The sequence below is a fragment of the Escherichia fergusonii ATCC 35469 genome, from assembly GCF_000026225.1.
GTDB lineage: Bacteria > Pseudomonadota > Gammaproteobacteria > Enterobacterales > Enterobacteriaceae > Escherichia > Escherichia fergusonii.
Map to the genome: position 1 here is coordinate 2,920,176 of NC_011740.1, position 15,471 is coordinate 2,935,646.

General features: G+C 50.4%; 14 protein-coding genes. 2 read left to right on the plus strand and 12 right to left on the minus strand.

From position 1 onward, the window contains the following. Positions 1 to 12: 12 nt before the first annotated feature. The 11 genes from argO to cmtB all read right to left on the minus strand — a co-directional run bounded on the left by argO (position 13) and on the right by cmtB (position 11,045). Positions 13 to 648, minus strand: coding sequence for an arginine exporter ArgO (argO, locus tag EFER_RS14370; protein WP_015953685.1), 636 nt, complete (start codon positions 646 to 648; stop codon positions 13 to 15). Between the two features lie 138 nt (positions 649 to 786). Then, complete coding sequence (gene mscS / locus EFER_RS14375; RefSeq protein ID WP_000389818.1) at positions 787 to 1,647, minus strand: small-conductance mechanosensitive channel MscS; 861 nt, start codon at positions 1,645 to 1,647, stop codon at positions 787 to 789. A 357-nt stretch (positions 1,648 to 2,004) separates the two neighbouring features. Then, positions 2,005 to 3,084, minus strand: a complete 1,080-nt coding sequence (gene fbaA, locus EFER_RS14380) for a class II fructose-bisphosphate aldolase (protein ID WP_000034372.1) — start codon at positions 3,082 to 3,084, stop codon at positions 2,005 to 2,007. Positions 3,085 to 3,173: 89 nt separating this feature from the next. Further along, a complete protein-coding gene (gene pgk / locus EFER_RS14385; protein WP_000111269.1) occupies positions 3,174 to 4,337 on the minus strand; it encodes a phosphoglycerate kinase in 1,164 nt (387 codons plus the stop codon). 49 nt (positions 4,338 to 4,386) lie between these two features. Continuing rightward, a complete protein-coding gene (gene epd / locus EFER_RS14390) occupies positions 4,387 to 5,406 on the minus strand; it encodes an erythrose-4-phosphate dehydrogenase (protein ID WP_000218468.1) in 1,020 nt (339 codons plus the stop codon). 284 nt (positions 5,407 to 5,690) lie between these two features. Continuing rightward, positions 5,691 to 6,404: a nucleoside/nucleotide kinase family protein gene (locus EFER_RS14395; protein WP_000687720.1), complete on the minus strand. Its 714-nt coding sequence runs from the start codon at positions 6,402 to 6,404 to the stop codon at positions 5,691 to 5,693. Beyond that, the gene (gene fumE / locus EFER_RS14400) at positions 6,401 to 6,910 is read right to left on the minus strand and encodes a fumarase E (RefSeq protein ID WP_000224159.1); all 510 of its coding nucleotides are present in this window, start codon (positions 6,908 to 6,910) and stop codon (positions 6,401 to 6,403) included. Before fumE ends, EFER_RS14395 begins: the two co-directional genes overlap by 4 nt. 21 nt (positions 6,911 to 6,931) lie before the next feature. Further along, positions 6,932 to 7,897, minus strand: coding sequence for a class II fructose-bisphosphatase (gene glpX / locus EFER_RS14405; protein WP_000987317.1), 966 nt, complete (start codon positions 7,895 to 7,897; stop codon positions 6,932 to 6,934). After that, positions 7,894 to 9,171 (minus strand): zinc-binding dehydrogenase, encoded by a 1,278-nt coding sequence (locus tag EFER_RS14410; protein WP_000853206.1) that lies wholly within the window; start codon positions 9,169 to 9,171, stop codon positions 7,894 to 7,896. The genes glpX and EFER_RS14410 overlap by 4 nt, the downstream gene beginning before the upstream one ends. A 14-nt stretch (positions 9,172 to 9,185) precedes the next feature. Next, positions 9,186 to 10,574 (minus strand): PTS mannitol transporter subunit IICB, encoded by a 1,389-nt coding sequence (gene cmtA / locus EFER_RS14415; protein WP_000428821.1) that lies wholly within the window; start codon positions 10,572 to 10,574, stop codon positions 9,186 to 9,188. Between the two features lie 27 nt (positions 10,575 to 10,601). Further along, on the minus strand, positions 10,602 to 11,045 hold the full coding sequence (cmtB, locus tag EFER_RS14420) for a PTS mannitol transporter subunit IIA (RefSeq protein WP_001237041.1): 444 nt from the start codon (positions 11,043 to 11,045) through the stop codon (positions 10,602 to 10,604). A gap of 376 nt (positions 11,046 to 11,421) precedes the next feature. Here cmtB and EFER_RS14425 point away from each other — a divergent pair, with 376 nt between their 5' ends. Next, a complete protein-coding gene (locus tag EFER_RS14425) occupies positions 11,422 to 12,330 on the plus strand; it encodes a prohibitin family protein (RefSeq protein ID WP_000646922.1) in 909 nt (302 codons plus the stop codon). Positions 12,331 to 12,375: 45 nt separating this feature from the next. On the opposite strand, the gene tkt is transcribed toward EFER_RS14425, so the two are convergent. Beyond that, positions 12,376 to 14,367 (minus strand): transketolase, encoded by a 1,992-nt coding sequence (tkt, locus tag EFER_RS14430; RefSeq protein ID WP_000098629.1) that lies wholly within the window; start codon positions 14,365 to 14,367, stop codon positions 12,376 to 12,378. Between the two features lie 277 nt (positions 14,368 to 14,644). On the opposite strand from tkt, the gene loiP reads away from it, so the two are divergent. Next, positions 14,645 to 15,403, plus strand: a complete 759-nt coding sequence (gene loiP, locus EFER_RS14435) for a metalloprotease LoiP (RefSeq protein WP_000701844.1) — start codon at positions 14,645 to 14,647, stop codon at positions 15,401 to 15,403. Positions 15,404 to 15,471 lie beyond the last annotated feature (68 nt).

Genomic DNA, 15,471 nt, shown 5'->3' on the forward strand with positions numbered 1-15,471 from the left:
TTTCGCAACACCTCAACGAATTAATGCTTGTAAATGTTCCACACCATCTTTCGCCAGCTGCAAGGCAATAAACCACATAACACATCCCACTACCAGATTGATAATGCGCTGTGCTTTTGCCGTACGCAGACCCGGTGCCAGCCAGGCTGCGAGAAGAGCCAGACCAAAGAACCAGAGGAAAGAGGCGCTAATTGTCCCGAGCGCAAACCAACGTTTTGGTTCAACATCAAGCTGCCCACCAAGGCTACCCAGCACCACAAAAGTATCCAGGTAAACATGCGGATTCAGCCAGGTCACTGCCAGCATGGTGGCGATAATTTTCCATCTTCCTTGCTTCAGGACTTCGGCACTGGCTAACTCAATATTACTGCTCATTGCGGTTTTAAAAGCGCCAAAACCATACCACAGCAAGAAGGCTACGCCGCCCCAGGTGACCAGCGCCAGCAACCACGGCGACTGCATCAATAACGCGCTGCCACCAAAAATCCCCGCGCAAATCAGGACCAAATCACTGATAGCACAAAGTAAGGCAATCATAATGTGGTACTGACGACGAATGCCCTGATTCATCACAAAAGCATTTTGTGGACCGAGCGGTAGGATCATAGCCGCCCCAAGCGCAAGCCCTTGAAAGTAATAAGAAAACACGTTGGATATTCCGAATTAAGTATCTGATGCAGAGACTATATCGCGGGATTGTTATTAGCGGAAATTGATAATATTAATTGGCAATCAGAAAAACTAATAAGAGAGAGGCCAGAGAGTATTATCTGGCCTCAGCGTTGATTATGCAGCTTTGTCTTCTTTCACCCTCTTAAAGTTCACATCCATTTGCGGGTACGGGAAGCTGATACCGGCGGCATCAAATTCACGTTTAATACGCTCCAGCACATCCCAATACACGTTTTGCAGATCGCCGCTGTTGCTCCAGACGCGGACCACGAAATTAATCGACGATGCGCCAAGTTCGTTCAGACGCACAGTCATTTCGCGATCTTTCAAAATGCGGTCTTCAGACTGGATAATATTGGTCAGGATCTGCTTAACCTGATCGATATCGGAATCATACGCCACGCCAATAATAAATTCGTTACGGCGAACTGGCTCGCGGGAGAAGTTAATAATATTCCCGGCAATAATTTTACCGTTCGGAATAACGATAATTTTACCGTCAGCAGTACGCATGGTGGTGGAGAAAATCTGCACGCTCAGCACAGTACCGGCTACGCCGCCGAGGTCAACATATTCTCCGGCACGGAACGGGCGGAACATGACCAGTAACACGCCAGCGGCCAGGTTAGACAGTGACCCCTGCAAAGCCAGACCAACAGCTAAGCCTGCGGCACCGAGTACAGCAATGACTGACGCGGTTTGTACGCCCACGCGCCCCAGTGCAGCGATTAGCGTAAAGGCGATAATTCCGTAACGGACTAATGCAGAAAGAAAATCAGCAACGGTGGCATCGATTTTACGGGAGATCATCAGGCGATTCACCGCGTTGGAAATCATCCGCGCGATAATCAAACCAACGATGATGATCGCGAGTGCCGCCACGATGTTTACTGCATAACTTAGCAGCAGCGCCTGGTTAGCCACCAGCCAGCTCCCCGCGCCGTTTATGCTATCGACAACATTCAAATCTTCCATTCAATATTCCTTTTCAACTGACTCAAAATGGAGAAATACACTCCGCCGCCTTATGACGGGCAGACTGACAAGGGTAAACAATAAAGCATAATTTTGCCAAATAGATCACAGATTTCTCATCTGCATCACCTTGCTTTTGGTGAAAAAAGATCCGCAGAGCGGGCCTCAGACAGATAGCAATGTGCGATTTGTCATACTGGATGCGGCTTTAACGCCTTATCCAGCCTACAAAAACCTGCAAATTCAATATATTGCAGGATACGTGTAGGCCTGATAAGCGTAGCGCATCAGGCATTTTTTCTTTTGGCGAAAAAAAGACCCGCAGAGCGGGCCTTGAGATAAGCAGAAAGGAATATCTTACAGAACGTCGATCGCGTTCAGTTCCTGGAATGCTTTTTCCAGACGAGCGATCATCGAAGTCTGACCGGCACGCAGCCATACGCGCGGATCGTAGTATTTCTTGTTCGGCTGATCTTCGCCTTTCGGGTTACCCAGCTGACCCTGCAGATAAGCTTCGTTCGCTTTGTAATAGTTCAGAACACCTTCCCAGGTTGCCCATTGGGTATCGGTATCGATGTTCATTTTCACTACGCCGTAGCTTACGGAGTCTTTGATTTCCTGAGCAGTAGAACCGGAACCGCCGTGGAATACGAAGTTCAGGCTGTTGTGCGGCAGGTTGTGTTTCTTGGAAACATATTCCTGAGAGTCACGCAGGATGGTCGGAGTCAGAACAACGTTACCCGGCTTGTATACGCCGTGTACGTTACCGAAGGACGCTGCGATGGTGAAGCGCGGGCTGATTTTGCTCAGCTCAGTGTATGCGTAATCAACGTCTTCCGGCTGGGTGTACAGTGCAGAAGCATCCATGTGGCTGTTGTCCACGCCGTCTTCTTCACCACCGGTGCAACCCAGTTCGATTTCCAGAGTCATGCCGATTTTGGACATACGCTCCAGGTATTTAGAGCAGATTTCGATGTTCTCTTGCAGAGATTCTTCAGACAGGTCGATCATGTGAGAAGAGAACAGCGGCTTACCGGTAGCTGCGAAGTGTTTTTCACCCGCGTCCAGCAGACCGTCGATCCACGGCAGCAGTTTTTTCGCGCAGTGGTCGGTGTGCAGGATCACTGGAACACCATAGTGTTCAGCCATCTGGTGAACGTGATGCGCACCAGAGATTGCGCCCAGGATAGCAGCACCCTGCGGAACGTCAGATTTCACGCCTTTACCAGCGATAAAGGAAGCACCACCGTTGGAGAACTGAACGATAACCGGCGCTTTAACTTTAGCAGCGGTTTCCAGTACGGCGTTGATGGAGTCAGTACCGACGCAGTTTACTGCTGGCAGTGCGAAGTTGTTTTCTTTTGCTACCTGGAAAACTTTCTGTACGTCATCACCAGTGATTACGCCAGGTTTTACGAAATCAAAAATCTTAGACATGTCTCTTGTCCTGTATCGTCGGGCTGTAGAAAATTGCGTGCTCTAAAAGCGCGCTGAAACAAGGGCAGGTTTCCCTGCCCTGTGATTTTTTACTTCTTAGCGCGCTCTTCGAGCATCGCTACTGCAGGCAGTACTTTACCTTCCACGAATTCGAGGAATGCGCCGCCGCCAGTGGAGATGTAGGAGATTTTGTCAGCAATGCCGAACAGGTCGATTGCTGCCAGAGTGTCGCCGCCGCCAGCGATGGAGAACGCTTCGCTGTCTGCGATAGCGTTAGCCACGATTTCAGTACCTTTGCGGAAGTTCGGGAATTCGAACACGCCAACCGGGCCGTTCCACAGAATGGTTTTCGCATTCTTCAGGATTTCAGCCAGTTCCTGCGCAGAAGCATCGCCGATATCCAGGATCTGCTCGTCAGCTTTCACATCGTTAACAGATTTCAGGGTAGCCGGTGCAGTTTCAGAGAACTCAGTTGCTACGCGAACGTCAGACGGAACCGGAATGTTGCAGGTGGTCAGCAGACGTTTTGCTTCGTCAACCAGGTCAGCTTCGTACAGGGATTTACCCACATCGTGGCCTTGTGCCGCGATAAAGGTGTTAGCGATACCACCACCCACGATCAGCTGGTCAGCGATTTTTGACAGGGAGTCCAGAACGGTCAGTTTGGTAGATACTTTAGAACCACCAACGATAGCCACCATCGGGCGAGCAGGTTCTTTCAGTGCTTTACCCAGCGCGTCCAGTTCAGCTGCCAGCAGCGGGCCTGCGCACGCAACATCAGCGAATTTACCGATACCGTGAGTAGAAGCCTGCGCGCGGTGAGCAGTACCGAATGCGTCCATTACGAACACGTCACACAGTGCAGCATATTTTTTGGACAGGGTTTCGTCGTCTTTCTTCTCGCCTTTGTTGAAGCGAACGTTTTCCAGAACAACCAGTTCACCTTCAGCAACGTCAACGCCGTCGAGGTAATCTTTAACCAGACGAACCGGGTTAGACAGTTTGTCTTTCAGGTAGTTAACAACCGGCAGCAGAGAGAATTCTTCGTTGTACTCGCCTTCGGTAGGACGACCCAGGTGGGAAGTTACCATCACTTTCGCGCCTTGTTTCAGGGCCAGTTCGATGGTCGGCAGAGAAGCACGGATACGCGCGTCGCTGGTTACTTTCCCGTCTTTTACTGGTACGTTCAGATCCGCACGGATAAATACACGTTTCCCAGCAAGATCCAGATCGGTCATCTTAATTACAGACATGGTGAATCCTCTCGTTGATTCTAAAAGTTTTGCAGACGCTGCTTGCGTCTTACCTGAAAGCAACAGTAGCCATAGCTAACGTCGTGTCGAGCATTCGGTTAGCAAAGCCCCATTCGTTATCGCACCAGACCAACGTTTTGATCAGGTGTGCGCCACTGACCCGGGTTTGGGTGCCATCGACAATGGCACTGTGCGGATCGTGGTTAAAATCTACAGAGACCAACGGCAATTCCGTATAGTCAACTATACCATGAAATGCACCTTGTGCTGCTTTTTGCAGCAACAGGTTGACTTCATTGGCTTTTACAGGTTTCTTCACCGTCACGCTTAAATCGATTGCCGTCACATTTATGGTTGGTACACGCACCGCAATCGCTTCAAAGCGATCGTTAAATTGCGGAAAAAATCGTGTGATACCGGCGGCCAGTTTAGTATCGACTGGAATGATCGACTGGCTGGCTGCCCGGGTGCGACGCAGGTCAGGATGATATGCATCAATAACCTGTTGATCGTGCATGGCGGAGTGAATTGTGGTCACAGTGCCGGACTCAATACCGTACGCATCATCTAACAATTTGATGACGGGAATTATGCAATTTGTGGTACAGGAAGCGTTAGAAACGATGCGGTGTTCCGCACGAAGTTGATCCTGATTGACGCCGTAAACCACGGTCGCGTCGAGATCGTTACTACCAGGATGTGAAAAGAGCACTTTTTTGGCCCCGGCGGCAATATGTGCTTCGCCATGCTCGCGGGAGCCATATACGCCGGTGCAGTCGAGAACCACATCGACGCCAAGTTCACGCCATGGGAGCGATTGCAGTGAACGTTCGTGCAATACGCGGATGGCGTCATCACCAACACAAAGTTGATCGCGTTCCTGTCGTACTTCCCATGCAAAACGGCCATGACTGGTGTCATATTTCAACAAATGCGCCATGCCGGCAGCATCCGCCAGTTCGTTGATTGCCACCACGGTAATTTCCGCCCGGCGTCCGGATTCATACAAAGCACGAACCACATTACGCCCGATGCGACCGAAGCCATTTATCGCTACGCGTACGGTCATAGATCTCCTGCAAGGTTTTCCCTGAGCAAATTTGCCAAACAGAGTAATCCAGCAAATCGTCCGGGGAAACCTTACCTGTCGCAAACTGCGACTGATTGGTTAATTGTCGAACATTTAATCGACTGAAACGCTTCAGCTAGGATAAGCGAAACGTGGAATAAAAGGAATGATTGTCCAGTCAAAGAAGACAATTATCTGACTTGCATCACACTTTCTTCCCTTCTTGCAGGAGGCTTTATTCCAGACTGGTGTAATAATAACCGCACAATAACTGGAATAAATTGTCAGCTTATGAAGTTATACCTGCCTTCTTCCGTCATCTCTAATATCAGATTGGCCTGACAACTATTCAGCAGCACACGCTCGACATTGGGACCATCGGTTCGGGCATAAAAAGCTTCGGCTTCATCCCGCGATAATCCCCCCGCAATTTTACGACTAATCAAGCGTTCCCGCAGAATTTGAACGGGGGCATGAATAAAAACAGAAAAATCGCAGAACGATGCCAACGCCCGCCACTTCTCGTCGTCCAGCAACAACCAGTTTCCTTCGACGATGACGAGTGGTGCGGTAACGTGCAACGCATCTTCAACAGGATCATGCTTTTGTCGATCGTACTGCGGCCACATACAATCCCCTTCCATTACCTGGCGCAGATTTTCCGCCAGTTTTGCCACATCGAATGTCTCTGGTGCGCCTTTAAAGGAGCGCAATTGATGCGCATCCAGCCAGCTATTGTAATGGTGAAAACCATCCATCGGCAGCGTCTGAATAGCGGGTAGTTCCGGGTCTTGTTGCGCGAGATATTCCCAGAAGGTGGTTAGGGTAGATTTACCCGTCCCCGGCGGAGCGCAAAGAAAAACCACCGTACGCCGCTGCGGATTTACCGTCTGTAAGGCTGCCAGCATACGCAGCAACGGTTTATGCACATTTTCAATCTCTTCGTTCGGGTACTGTGCCTGTACCTTTAATCCATTCACCGTCAGTTCGATTTTCACGGCGTTAATTCCTTTAAGGTGGTCGTTACTGCCAGCGTCAGCGCCGTTTTGACCATCCCACTAAAACGCACTTCTGACCAGACGGCGAAATCAGCGAACTTCATCGCTTTTAACGCGTCAAAGAGCGTCGCATTGCGGGTTATGCTATTGACGTTGCTGATAAAATCCCAGGTCATGTCATCGGCAAATCCGGGCGTTTCATCCTGTTCGTTCAGGTAATGCCAGAACTGGGAAAAATGCGTGATATCGGCGTACAGCCATTTATCCATTTTCCCCAGCGCATAAATCAAACGCAGTGCAACATCAATATCGTCAAGCGGGCCGCTTCGGGCGAGTAACGGCTTCACTGCATATTCGACGATCTCTTCATCGTTATTGACAAACAGCGACGGCAGAAACTGGCGTATCCCCTGGAGCAAAATAGAATGCGCAGTTTTCATAAATGACAATAAATTGTCCTGTGCGTCCAGTTGCTCAAGCACATCATCTTCTGTCAGCGTCGCCATTCGTCTTCCGATAGATCACCATCAATGCAGGGAGTCTATTATATTACACGTTTGGTCCGCGCCGCCGATCAGTAATGTCTGCGTCCGCACCCCATTCGCCGTCTGTTGGATACCATTCACCAACTCGCCGCCCGTCACGCCCGTAGCACTAAAGAGGATATCGTTCCCCTTCACCAGTTCATCGAGCGAGTACACACGGTTCACTTCAACCCCCATTGCCTTGCAACGCTGGCGTTCCTGTTCTGCAATCTGCCGATTTTCCGTGTAATCCCCTTTGGCCTGACAAAAATCAATCAGCTCGGTCTGCATATCCCCACCCAATGCTTTAACAGCACAGGCAGAAATAACACCTTCCGGCGCGCCGCCGATGGTGTACATCACATCGTAAGGATTATCCTGCCAGCAGGTCAGCACGCTGGCGGCAACATCGCCATCCGGCAGGGCAAAAACCTTCACGCCCAGTTGCGTCGCTTCCTCAATTGCGGCACTCAGGCGCGGTTTATCCAGCGTAACCATGCGTAGTCGGTCCAACGGTTTACCTAACGCCCGCGCCACGTTGCGCAAGTTGTCCGCCAGGGGTAACGCCAGATCAATCGAGCCCGCCGCAAGCCGGTTAACGACCAGCTTTTTCATATACATATCGGGCGCGTGTAGAAGGCTACCTCGTGGTGCGAAGGCCATTACCGCCAACGCATTACTCTGCCCCATTGCCACCATCCGGGTGCCTTCAATCGGATCGACCGCGATATCGACTTCTGGCCCATCGCCTTTGCCCACCTCTTCGCCAATCCACAGCATCGGCGCATGGTCAATTTCTCCCTCGCCGATAACCACTCGCCCACGAAAAGCGACATCGTTTAATGCCTGGCGCATCGCGGTGACCGCCAGGCCATCAATTTTATTTTTGTTGCCACATCCGGTTTGCGGCCAGGCAGCCAACGCTGCCTGTTCCGTAACGCGAAATAATGGCCACGCCAGGGACATCATTGCGCGGCCTCCCCGATATCAACGCCAAATTGCGCCAGCAGATATTTCTCGGCCTGTTCATTCCAGATGCCGTGCGTTTCCTCAACTAACCGCGCCAGCTCTTTAAACAGCGGATCTGTTTTGCCTTTTTCGGCAAAATCGGCAATGGCGGTGAGCGGCATGGTAACGCCGTTGTAAATGAGTTTTTTACCACCGGGGATATCCGGTAAATTGAGAACGGTTTCTGGCACTGCATCCAGGCCACCGATATGCGTCACCATAAACGACGGTTGCAACTGCCCCGTAGCGCTCAGGGCAATCGCCTCTTTCATATCGTCCGTTGAACCACCCGATGTACCGACGACGTGCGTGCTGTTGTAATGGACGTTGTAGAAATTAAACGGCACTTTGAAGTTTTTATCCGTCGGCCCGGCAAAGAAGTTCAGGCAGCCATCTTCCGCCAGTAATTCGTCAGCCATCTCAACGACAGCAGGCACCGCCGCATAAACAAAAATGTCATCGAATCCGGCATCTCCTGTCAGCGCCCGCAGCCTCTGGACTGGGTCGCTCATTCCTTTGGTATTCACATATATCAGCTCAATGCCTTTGCTGGCCGCCAGCTCCACCGGCAGCAGCTTCTGCACCTGTGCCAGGCGTTTTTCGTCGATATCGACCACCACTACCCGCGACGGTTGTATGCCGCCGTTAATAGCGTAATCGATAGCGCCTATCCCCATCGGGCCCGCACACGCCAGCAGCGCAATATTGCCGCCAGGTTTGACGCCCATGCGATGCTCATAAACATATTGCGTGGTGTGATAATTGGCATGATAAGCGCCAATAATGCAGCACATAGGCTCTGCCAGCGACGCCGCAGCAAAATAAGATCCGTGATACGGTAATACGCAGCCCAAATTAATGGCTACCTCTGGAATAATCATATAGGTGGCGTTACCGCCAAAATATTCGTAGCTGTAGCCCGCTGAATATCCGCTTGGTAGCCCCATCGCCGGTTGCAATACAAATCGCTGACCTTTTTTATATTTGTCAGTGAGATTTTTACCCACCTCAACAATCACTCCGGCGCATTCATGCCCGGTAATGACCGGATGATTTTCTAAATCGTCGGGCACGCGTTTATGTTCGCTGCCGAGCAACGCCGCTTTCCATGTCGATAAACAGACGCTGTCGGAAATAACGCTGACCAAAAGTTCGTTATCAGTAATTTCGGGCAGTTCAAATTCGCGCAGACGGACATCCCGCTTGCCATAAATAGCAGCAACTTTGGTTTTCATTTTTACCTCGGCAATCAGTTTTTATGTTCAGCGGTTAATTGATTAAATAAAGTGTCGAGTTTGAGATCGCCAATATAGTTATTAATCAATATCAGCGGTTTATCCGTCGCACGTTTCACGCGCCCTTCCAGACTAGCGTGAGTAACGACGATATCCGCATCCGCAGGCACGTTTTCTATCGCGTAATGTTTTACTTCTATTGCCAGCCCCGCTTTTTCCAGGCGCTTACGGAAGGTGCTTGCGCCCATCGCGCTGGAGCCCATCCCCGCATCGCAAACAAAGGCGATACGCTTAACCCGGCTTAACGAGAATGCACCTTCTTGTTTCATCGCCTTAACCGCATTGGCGGACTGCGCAAACTCATCCTCGCTCTCCGTTTCCACCGTTTTTTCCATCTTCAGTATTACGGAAGTGATAGCAAAGGACACCAGGGTACCTACCGTAACACCGGCAATTGTCGCCAGGAATGAGCCTTTCGGCGTCAGTGCCAGGTACGCAAAGATAGAGCCTGGACTTGGGCCAGCCACCAGACCACCGTCCAGTAAGTTAAACATCCAGGTGCCAGACATACCGCCCGCAATCATGGCAATAATGGTCAGTGGCTTCATCAGCACATACGGGAAATACAGTTCGTGGATGCCGCCGAGGAAGTGAATAATCATCGCCCCAGGCGCAGAACGTTTACTCATCCCTTTACCAAACAAGGTAAATGCCAGCAGCAGCCCTAAGCCAGGCCCAGGGTTGGACGCCACCATAAAGAAGATGGATTTACCGTTAACTGAAGCCTGTTGCATCCCCAACGGGTAATAGACGCCCTGATCTATCGCGTTATTGAGGAAAAGCACTTTCGCCGGTTCATTGATGACTGACAGCAAAGGCAGATAGCCCGCATGTACCAGCGCCTCAATACACTCTTTGACGAAAGTATTGGCAATTAACACCGCCGGGCCGATAACTTCAAAACCCAGCAGACAAAGGAGCATCCCAGCGATACCTAATGAGAAGTTATTGATAACCATCTCAAAACCAGCAGGTATGCGTTTTTCCAGTGCCTTATCGACATATTTTATGACCAGCCCACCTAACGGTCCCATGATCATTGAGCCAAGGAACATCGGAATCTCTGCGCCGACGATTACACCAATTGTCCCTATTCCGCCCATTACCGCGCCGCGTTTACCGCCGACTAAATGGCCACCGGTAGAACCAATCATCACCGGTAATAAATAGGTGATCATGGGGCCGACAATTTTGGCGAAATGTTCGTTAGGCAACCAACCGGTGGGAATAAATAACGCCGTTATAAAACCCCAGGCAATAAAAGCACCAATATTGGGAATGACCATTGCAGTCAAAAAGCCCCCAAAAGCCTGGACCTTTGCACGAGCAGACTTGTTTTCCATAATATTATCCTGTAGAGGAGAGAGTCATTATTCGCGGCTGATAATGTCCGCTAATTGTTTTTCTGATGATGCGGTTAAGAGTTGTTCGAGTATTTCTTCTTCGCACAGCAATTCACTTAACGCCTGAATAGCGCCAATATGTGAATCGGCATCGACAGCAGAAAGCCCGATGAGTAATTTAATCGGTTCGTCATTCCCCGGAAAATAAACGCCTTGTTTAAGTAACGTCAAAGACATCCCGGTTTTAAGCGCCCCACATTCCGGTCGCGCATGAGGCATTGCCACGCCTGGCGCGAGAATATAATAAGGGCCATTGCTAATGGTGGAATCTTTAATAGCCTGAATGTAATTCTCGCTGATATAGTTTTTATCCAGCAATGATGCCATCGAGAAATTGATAGCTTCCTGCCAGTCTGTTGCTGAATGTATAACTGAGATTGATGATTTTGGAAAATAATTAATAAGCCGCATAAATTATCCTTATTTTATTTTTAGGGTACCGTCCGACGGTAAAAATAAAATACCCGCGTAAAAATTTGAAAGCAATTGGACCTGGAAGGAGAGCGCTCCGGCAGGAAAAAATAATAAAACCTTAAATAACAATTTGTTGATTTCAATAATTAAAAAGTCAATATTATATTTGCGAAATTCATCACAATTCACACAATATAATTATTGGTTTATTTGTGATGTATATCACTATTTATTAATTGAAAGTCCAAAAATGGACTTTTTAGTTATTCATCCTTTTTGGTTGCTCCTTTATGGATTCTGAATTCATGGCAACTGGCTGTTCTCCTTTCATTTCGTGTGACATATTCCCTTTCTTTGCTCACGGATGATTCACATGAAAGCTCCAGTTTCTTTTCCTTCGCTTCGCCCACAAAAATTTATTGGCATTACTGTTGGCGTACTGGCAGTCATTACGCTGCCATTTCTTTCGTATTACACCGTAAACGAAGGCGAACGCGGCATTTTATTGCGCTATGGCAAGATCGTTAAAGTTGCCGAACCCGGTCTTGGATTCAAAATTCCCTTTATGGAAAGTGTCGAGAAAATCTCCACACGTAACCAGGCTGTAGTGTATCAGGGATTACAAGCCTACAGCCGTGACCAGCAACCAGCACAAATGACCGTGTCGGTTAGTTTTCATATTAAGCCTTCAGAAGCTGGCGCAGTTTATACTACCTACAACACTATAGAATCTTTAAAAGAGCGTCTGATCGTCCGCCAGCTGCCAACCCAACTGGAGAACGTTTTCGGGCAATATACAGCCATTAGCGCGGTACAAGATCGTACAAAACTGGTGCAGGATCTGCAAAACGCGATGCGCAAAGCGGTTGTTGGCCCGGTAGTGATAGACGGTGTTCAGATCGAGAACATTGATTTTTCAGATGCTTATGAGAAATCAATTGAAGACCGAATGAAAGCGGAAGTTGCAATTGCTACTCGCAGGCAAAATCTTGAGACGGAAAAAATCCAGGCGCAAATTGCGGTAACTCAGGCCCAGGCTGAAGCTGACAGTAAACTGGCGGCAGCCAAAGCAGAAGCTGAGACCATTCGCGTAAAAGGCGCGGCAGAAGCGGAAACTATTCGTTTGAAAAGTGCGGCTGAAGCAGAAGCTATCCGCCTGCGCGGGGAAGCCCTGCGAGATAATCCAGGCCTTGTTGCCCTTACCACTGCAGAGCGTTGGGACGGTAAGCTACCCGATACCATGATCCCCGGCAGTACAGTTCCGTTTATCTCTACTAAGTAAAAAAAGGGCCGCTTTCGCGGCCCTTCTCACAATGCATCTTACCGATTACAGCAACGCTTTTGCTTTCGCAACAACGTTGTCAACGGTGAAGCCGAACTCTTCGAACAACTGCTCTGCCGGTGCAGATTCACCGAAGGTATTCATACCGATGATGGCACCGTTCAGGCCAACATACTTGTACCAGTAGTCAGCAATGCCTGCTTCCACAGCAACGCGTGCAGTAACCGCTTTCGGCAGTACGGATTCACGGTAAGCCGCGTCCTGCTTGTCGAATGCGTCAGTAGATGGCATGGAAACCACGCGCGCTTTCACGCCTTCGGCAGTCAGTTTTTCGTAGGCAGCAACCGCCAGTTCAACTTCAGAACCGGTAGCGATGAAGATCAGTTCCGGCTGACCTGCACAGTCTTTCAGCACATAACCACCGCGCGCGATGTTTGCCAGCTGCTCTTCGGTACGTTCCTGCTGCGCCAGATTCTGACGGGAGAGGATAAGCGCAGTCGGGCCGTCCTGACGCTCAACGCCGTATTTCCACGCTACTGCAGATTCAACCTGGTCACACGGACGCCATGTAGACATGTTCGGGGTCACGCGCAGAGAAGCGACCTGCTCTACCGGCTGGTGAGTCGGGCCATCTTCGCCCAGACCGATGGAGTCGTGGGTGTAAACCATCACCTGACGCTGTTTCATCAGCGCAGCCATACGTACGGCATTACGTGCGTATTCCACGAACATCAGGAAGGTGGAGGTGTACGGCAGGAAGCCACCGTGCAGGGAGATACCGTTAGCAATCGCGGTCATACCGAACTCGCGAACACCGTAGTGGATGTAGTTACCCGCAGCATCTTCGTTGATTGCTTTAGAACCAGACCACAGGGTCAGGTTAGACGGTGCCAGGTCAGCAGAGCCGCCGAGGAATTCCGGCAACAGCGGACCGAACGCTTCGATAGCATTCTGAGACGCTTTACGGCTGGCGATTTTCGCCGGATTAGCCTGCAGTTTAGCGATGAACTCTTTCGCTTTGGCGTCGAAGTCAGACGGCATTTCGCCTTTCATACGGCGGGTAAATTCAGCCGCTTCCTGCGGATAAGCTTTGGCGTAAGCAGCGAATTTCTCGTTCCATGCGGATTCTTTCGCCTGGCCTGCTTCTTTCGCATCCCACTGAGCATAGATTTCAGACGGAATTTCGAACGGCGCATATTTCCAGCCCAGCTGTTCGCGGGTCAGTGCAATTTCAGCGTCGCCCAGCGGCGCACCGTGGGAGTCGTGCGTACCGGCTTTATTCGGAGAACCGAAACCAATGATGGTTTTGCACATCAGCAGAGACGGTTTGTCAGTCACAGCGCGCGCTTCTTCTACAGCGCGTTTGATGGATGCCGCGTCATGACCGTCGATGCCGCGAATAACGTGCCAGCCGTAAGCTTCGAAACGCATTGCGGTGTCGTCAGTAAACCAGCCTTCAACGTGACCATCGATAGAGATGCCGTTGTCATCGTAGAACGCAATCAGTTTACCCAGCTTCAGCGTACCCGCCAGAGAGCAAACTTCGTGGGAGATGCCTTCCATCATGCAGCCATCGCCCATGAAGGCGTAGGTGTAGTGGTCGACAATGTCGTGACCCGGACGGTTAAACTGCGCCGCCAGCGTTTTTTCTGCAATCGCCATACCCACTGCGTTGGCAATACCCTGACCCAGTGGACCAGTAGTGGTTTCTACACCTGCGGTGTAACCCACTTCCGGGTGACCCGGAGTTTTGGAGTGCAGCTGACGGAAGTTTTTCAGTTCTTCCATCGGCAGATCGTAACCGGTGAGGTGCAGCAGGCTGTAGATCAGCATGGAGCCGTGGCCGTTGGACAGCACGAAGCGGTCACGGTCAGCCCAGGACGGATTCTGCGGGTTATGTTTCAGGAAATCACGCCACAGGACTTCGGCAATGTCAGCCATACCCATCGGGGCGCCCGGGTGACCGGATTTGGCTTTCTGTACTGCGTCCATGCTCAGCGCACGAATAGCATTGGCAAGCTCTTTACGTGAGGACATTTTGACTCCAGATCGGATGATGAAAGGCTCGCCCGTAACGACTTGACGACAGCTCGTTTTGGGCTACGCCGGAAAATTTGCCAACAATTTACCCCAAGCCGTGCGTCATGTACATGGAACATCCTTTTACCGCTTCAGAAATCTCTGGATCATGCTCGCATGTTGCGCAATCTACTCGCCCGTCCGCTGCGCTTTTCCTTATACTGAGACTGAGCGTCGATTCACCTGCAAACGGCGCATTTTTAGAATAATCCTGACCTTGTGCGGAAGAGAAAACATGAAAATTCGCGCCTTATTGGTAGCAATGAGTGTGGCAACGGTACTGACCGGTTGCCAGAATATGGACTCCAGTGGACTGCTCTCATCAGGAGCGGAAGCTTTTCAGGCTTACAGTTTGAGTGATGCGCAGGTGAAAGCCCTGAGCGATCAGGCATGCCAGGAGATGGACAGCAAGGCGACTATCGCGCCAACCAATAGCGAATATGCTAAGCGTCTGACCACCATTGCCAACGCGCTAGGCAACAATATCAACGGTCAGCCAGTAAACTACAAAGTGTATATGGCGAAGGATGTGAATGCCTTTGCGATGGCAAATGGCTGTATCCGCGTCTATAGCGGGCTGATGGATATGATGACGGATAACGAAGTCGAAGCGGTGATCGGTCACGAGATGGGGCACGTGGCGTTAGGCCATGTGAAGAAAGGGATGCAAGTTGCATTAGGCACCAACGCCGTGAGAGTCGCGGCAGCCTCTGCGGGCGGGATTGTCGGCAGTTTATCGCAATCGCAACTTGGTGACCTGGGCGAGAAATTAGTCAATTCGCAATTCTCCCAGCGTCAGGAGGCAGAAGCCGATGATTATTCTTACGATCTTCTGCGCCAACGCGGCATCAGCCCGGCAGGTCTTGCCACCAGCTTTGAAAAACTGGCGAAACTGGAAGAAGGCCGCCAAAGCTCAATGTTTGACGACCATCCGGCATCCGCCGAACGCGCCCAGCATATTCGCGATCGTATGAGCGCGGATGGAGTTAAGTGATTTCATATTTCTCCGACAGGAATGTCGGAGAAATTTTCATTCAGGGCCGGCCACAGTCATTAAACAAG

Coding starts and splice junctions, on each gene's coding strand:
- loiP (WP_000701844.1), top strand. CDS start 14,645: ATGAAAATTCGCGCCTTATTGGTAGCAATGAGTGTGGCAACGGTACTG.
- cmtA (WP_000428821.1), bottom strand. CDS start 10,574: ATGGAAAACAAGTCTGCTCGTGCAAAGGTCCAGGCTTTTGGGGGCTTT.
- cmtB (WP_001237041.1), bottom strand. CDS start 11,045: ATGCGGCTTATTAATTATTTTCCAAAATCATCAATCTCAGTTATACAT.
- fumE (WP_000224159.1), bottom strand. CDS start 6,910: ATGGCGACGCTGACAGAAGATGATGTGCTTGAGCAACTGGACGCACAG.
- EFER_RS14425 (WP_000646922.1), top strand. CDS start 11,422: ATGAAAGCTCCAGTTTCTTTTCCTTCGCTTCGCCCACAAAAATTTATT.
- epd (WP_000218468.1), bottom strand. CDS start 5,406: ATGACCGTACGCGTAGCGATAAATGGCTTCGGTCGCATCGGGCGTAAT.
- EFER_RS14410 (WP_000853206.1), bottom strand. CDS start 9,171: ATGAAAACCAAAGTTGCTGCTATTTATGGCAAGCGGGATGTCCGTCTG.
- tkt (WP_000098629.1), bottom strand. CDS start 14,367: ATGTCCTCACGTAAAGAGCTTGCCAATGCTATTCGTGCGCTGAGCATG.
- glpX (WP_000987317.1), bottom strand. CDS start 7,897: ATGATGTCCCTGGCGTGGCCATTATTTCGCGTTACGGAACAGGCAGCG.
- mscS (WP_000389818.1), bottom strand. CDS start 1,647: ATGGAAGATTTGAATGTTGTCGATAGCATAAACGGCGCGGGGAGCTGG.
- fbaA (WP_000034372.1), bottom strand. CDS start 3,084: ATGTCTAAGATTTTTGATTTCGTAAAACCTGGCGTAATCACTGGTGAT.
- pgk (WP_000111269.1), bottom strand. CDS start 4,337: ATGTCTGTAATTAAGATGACCGATCTGGATCTTGCTGGGAAACGTGTA.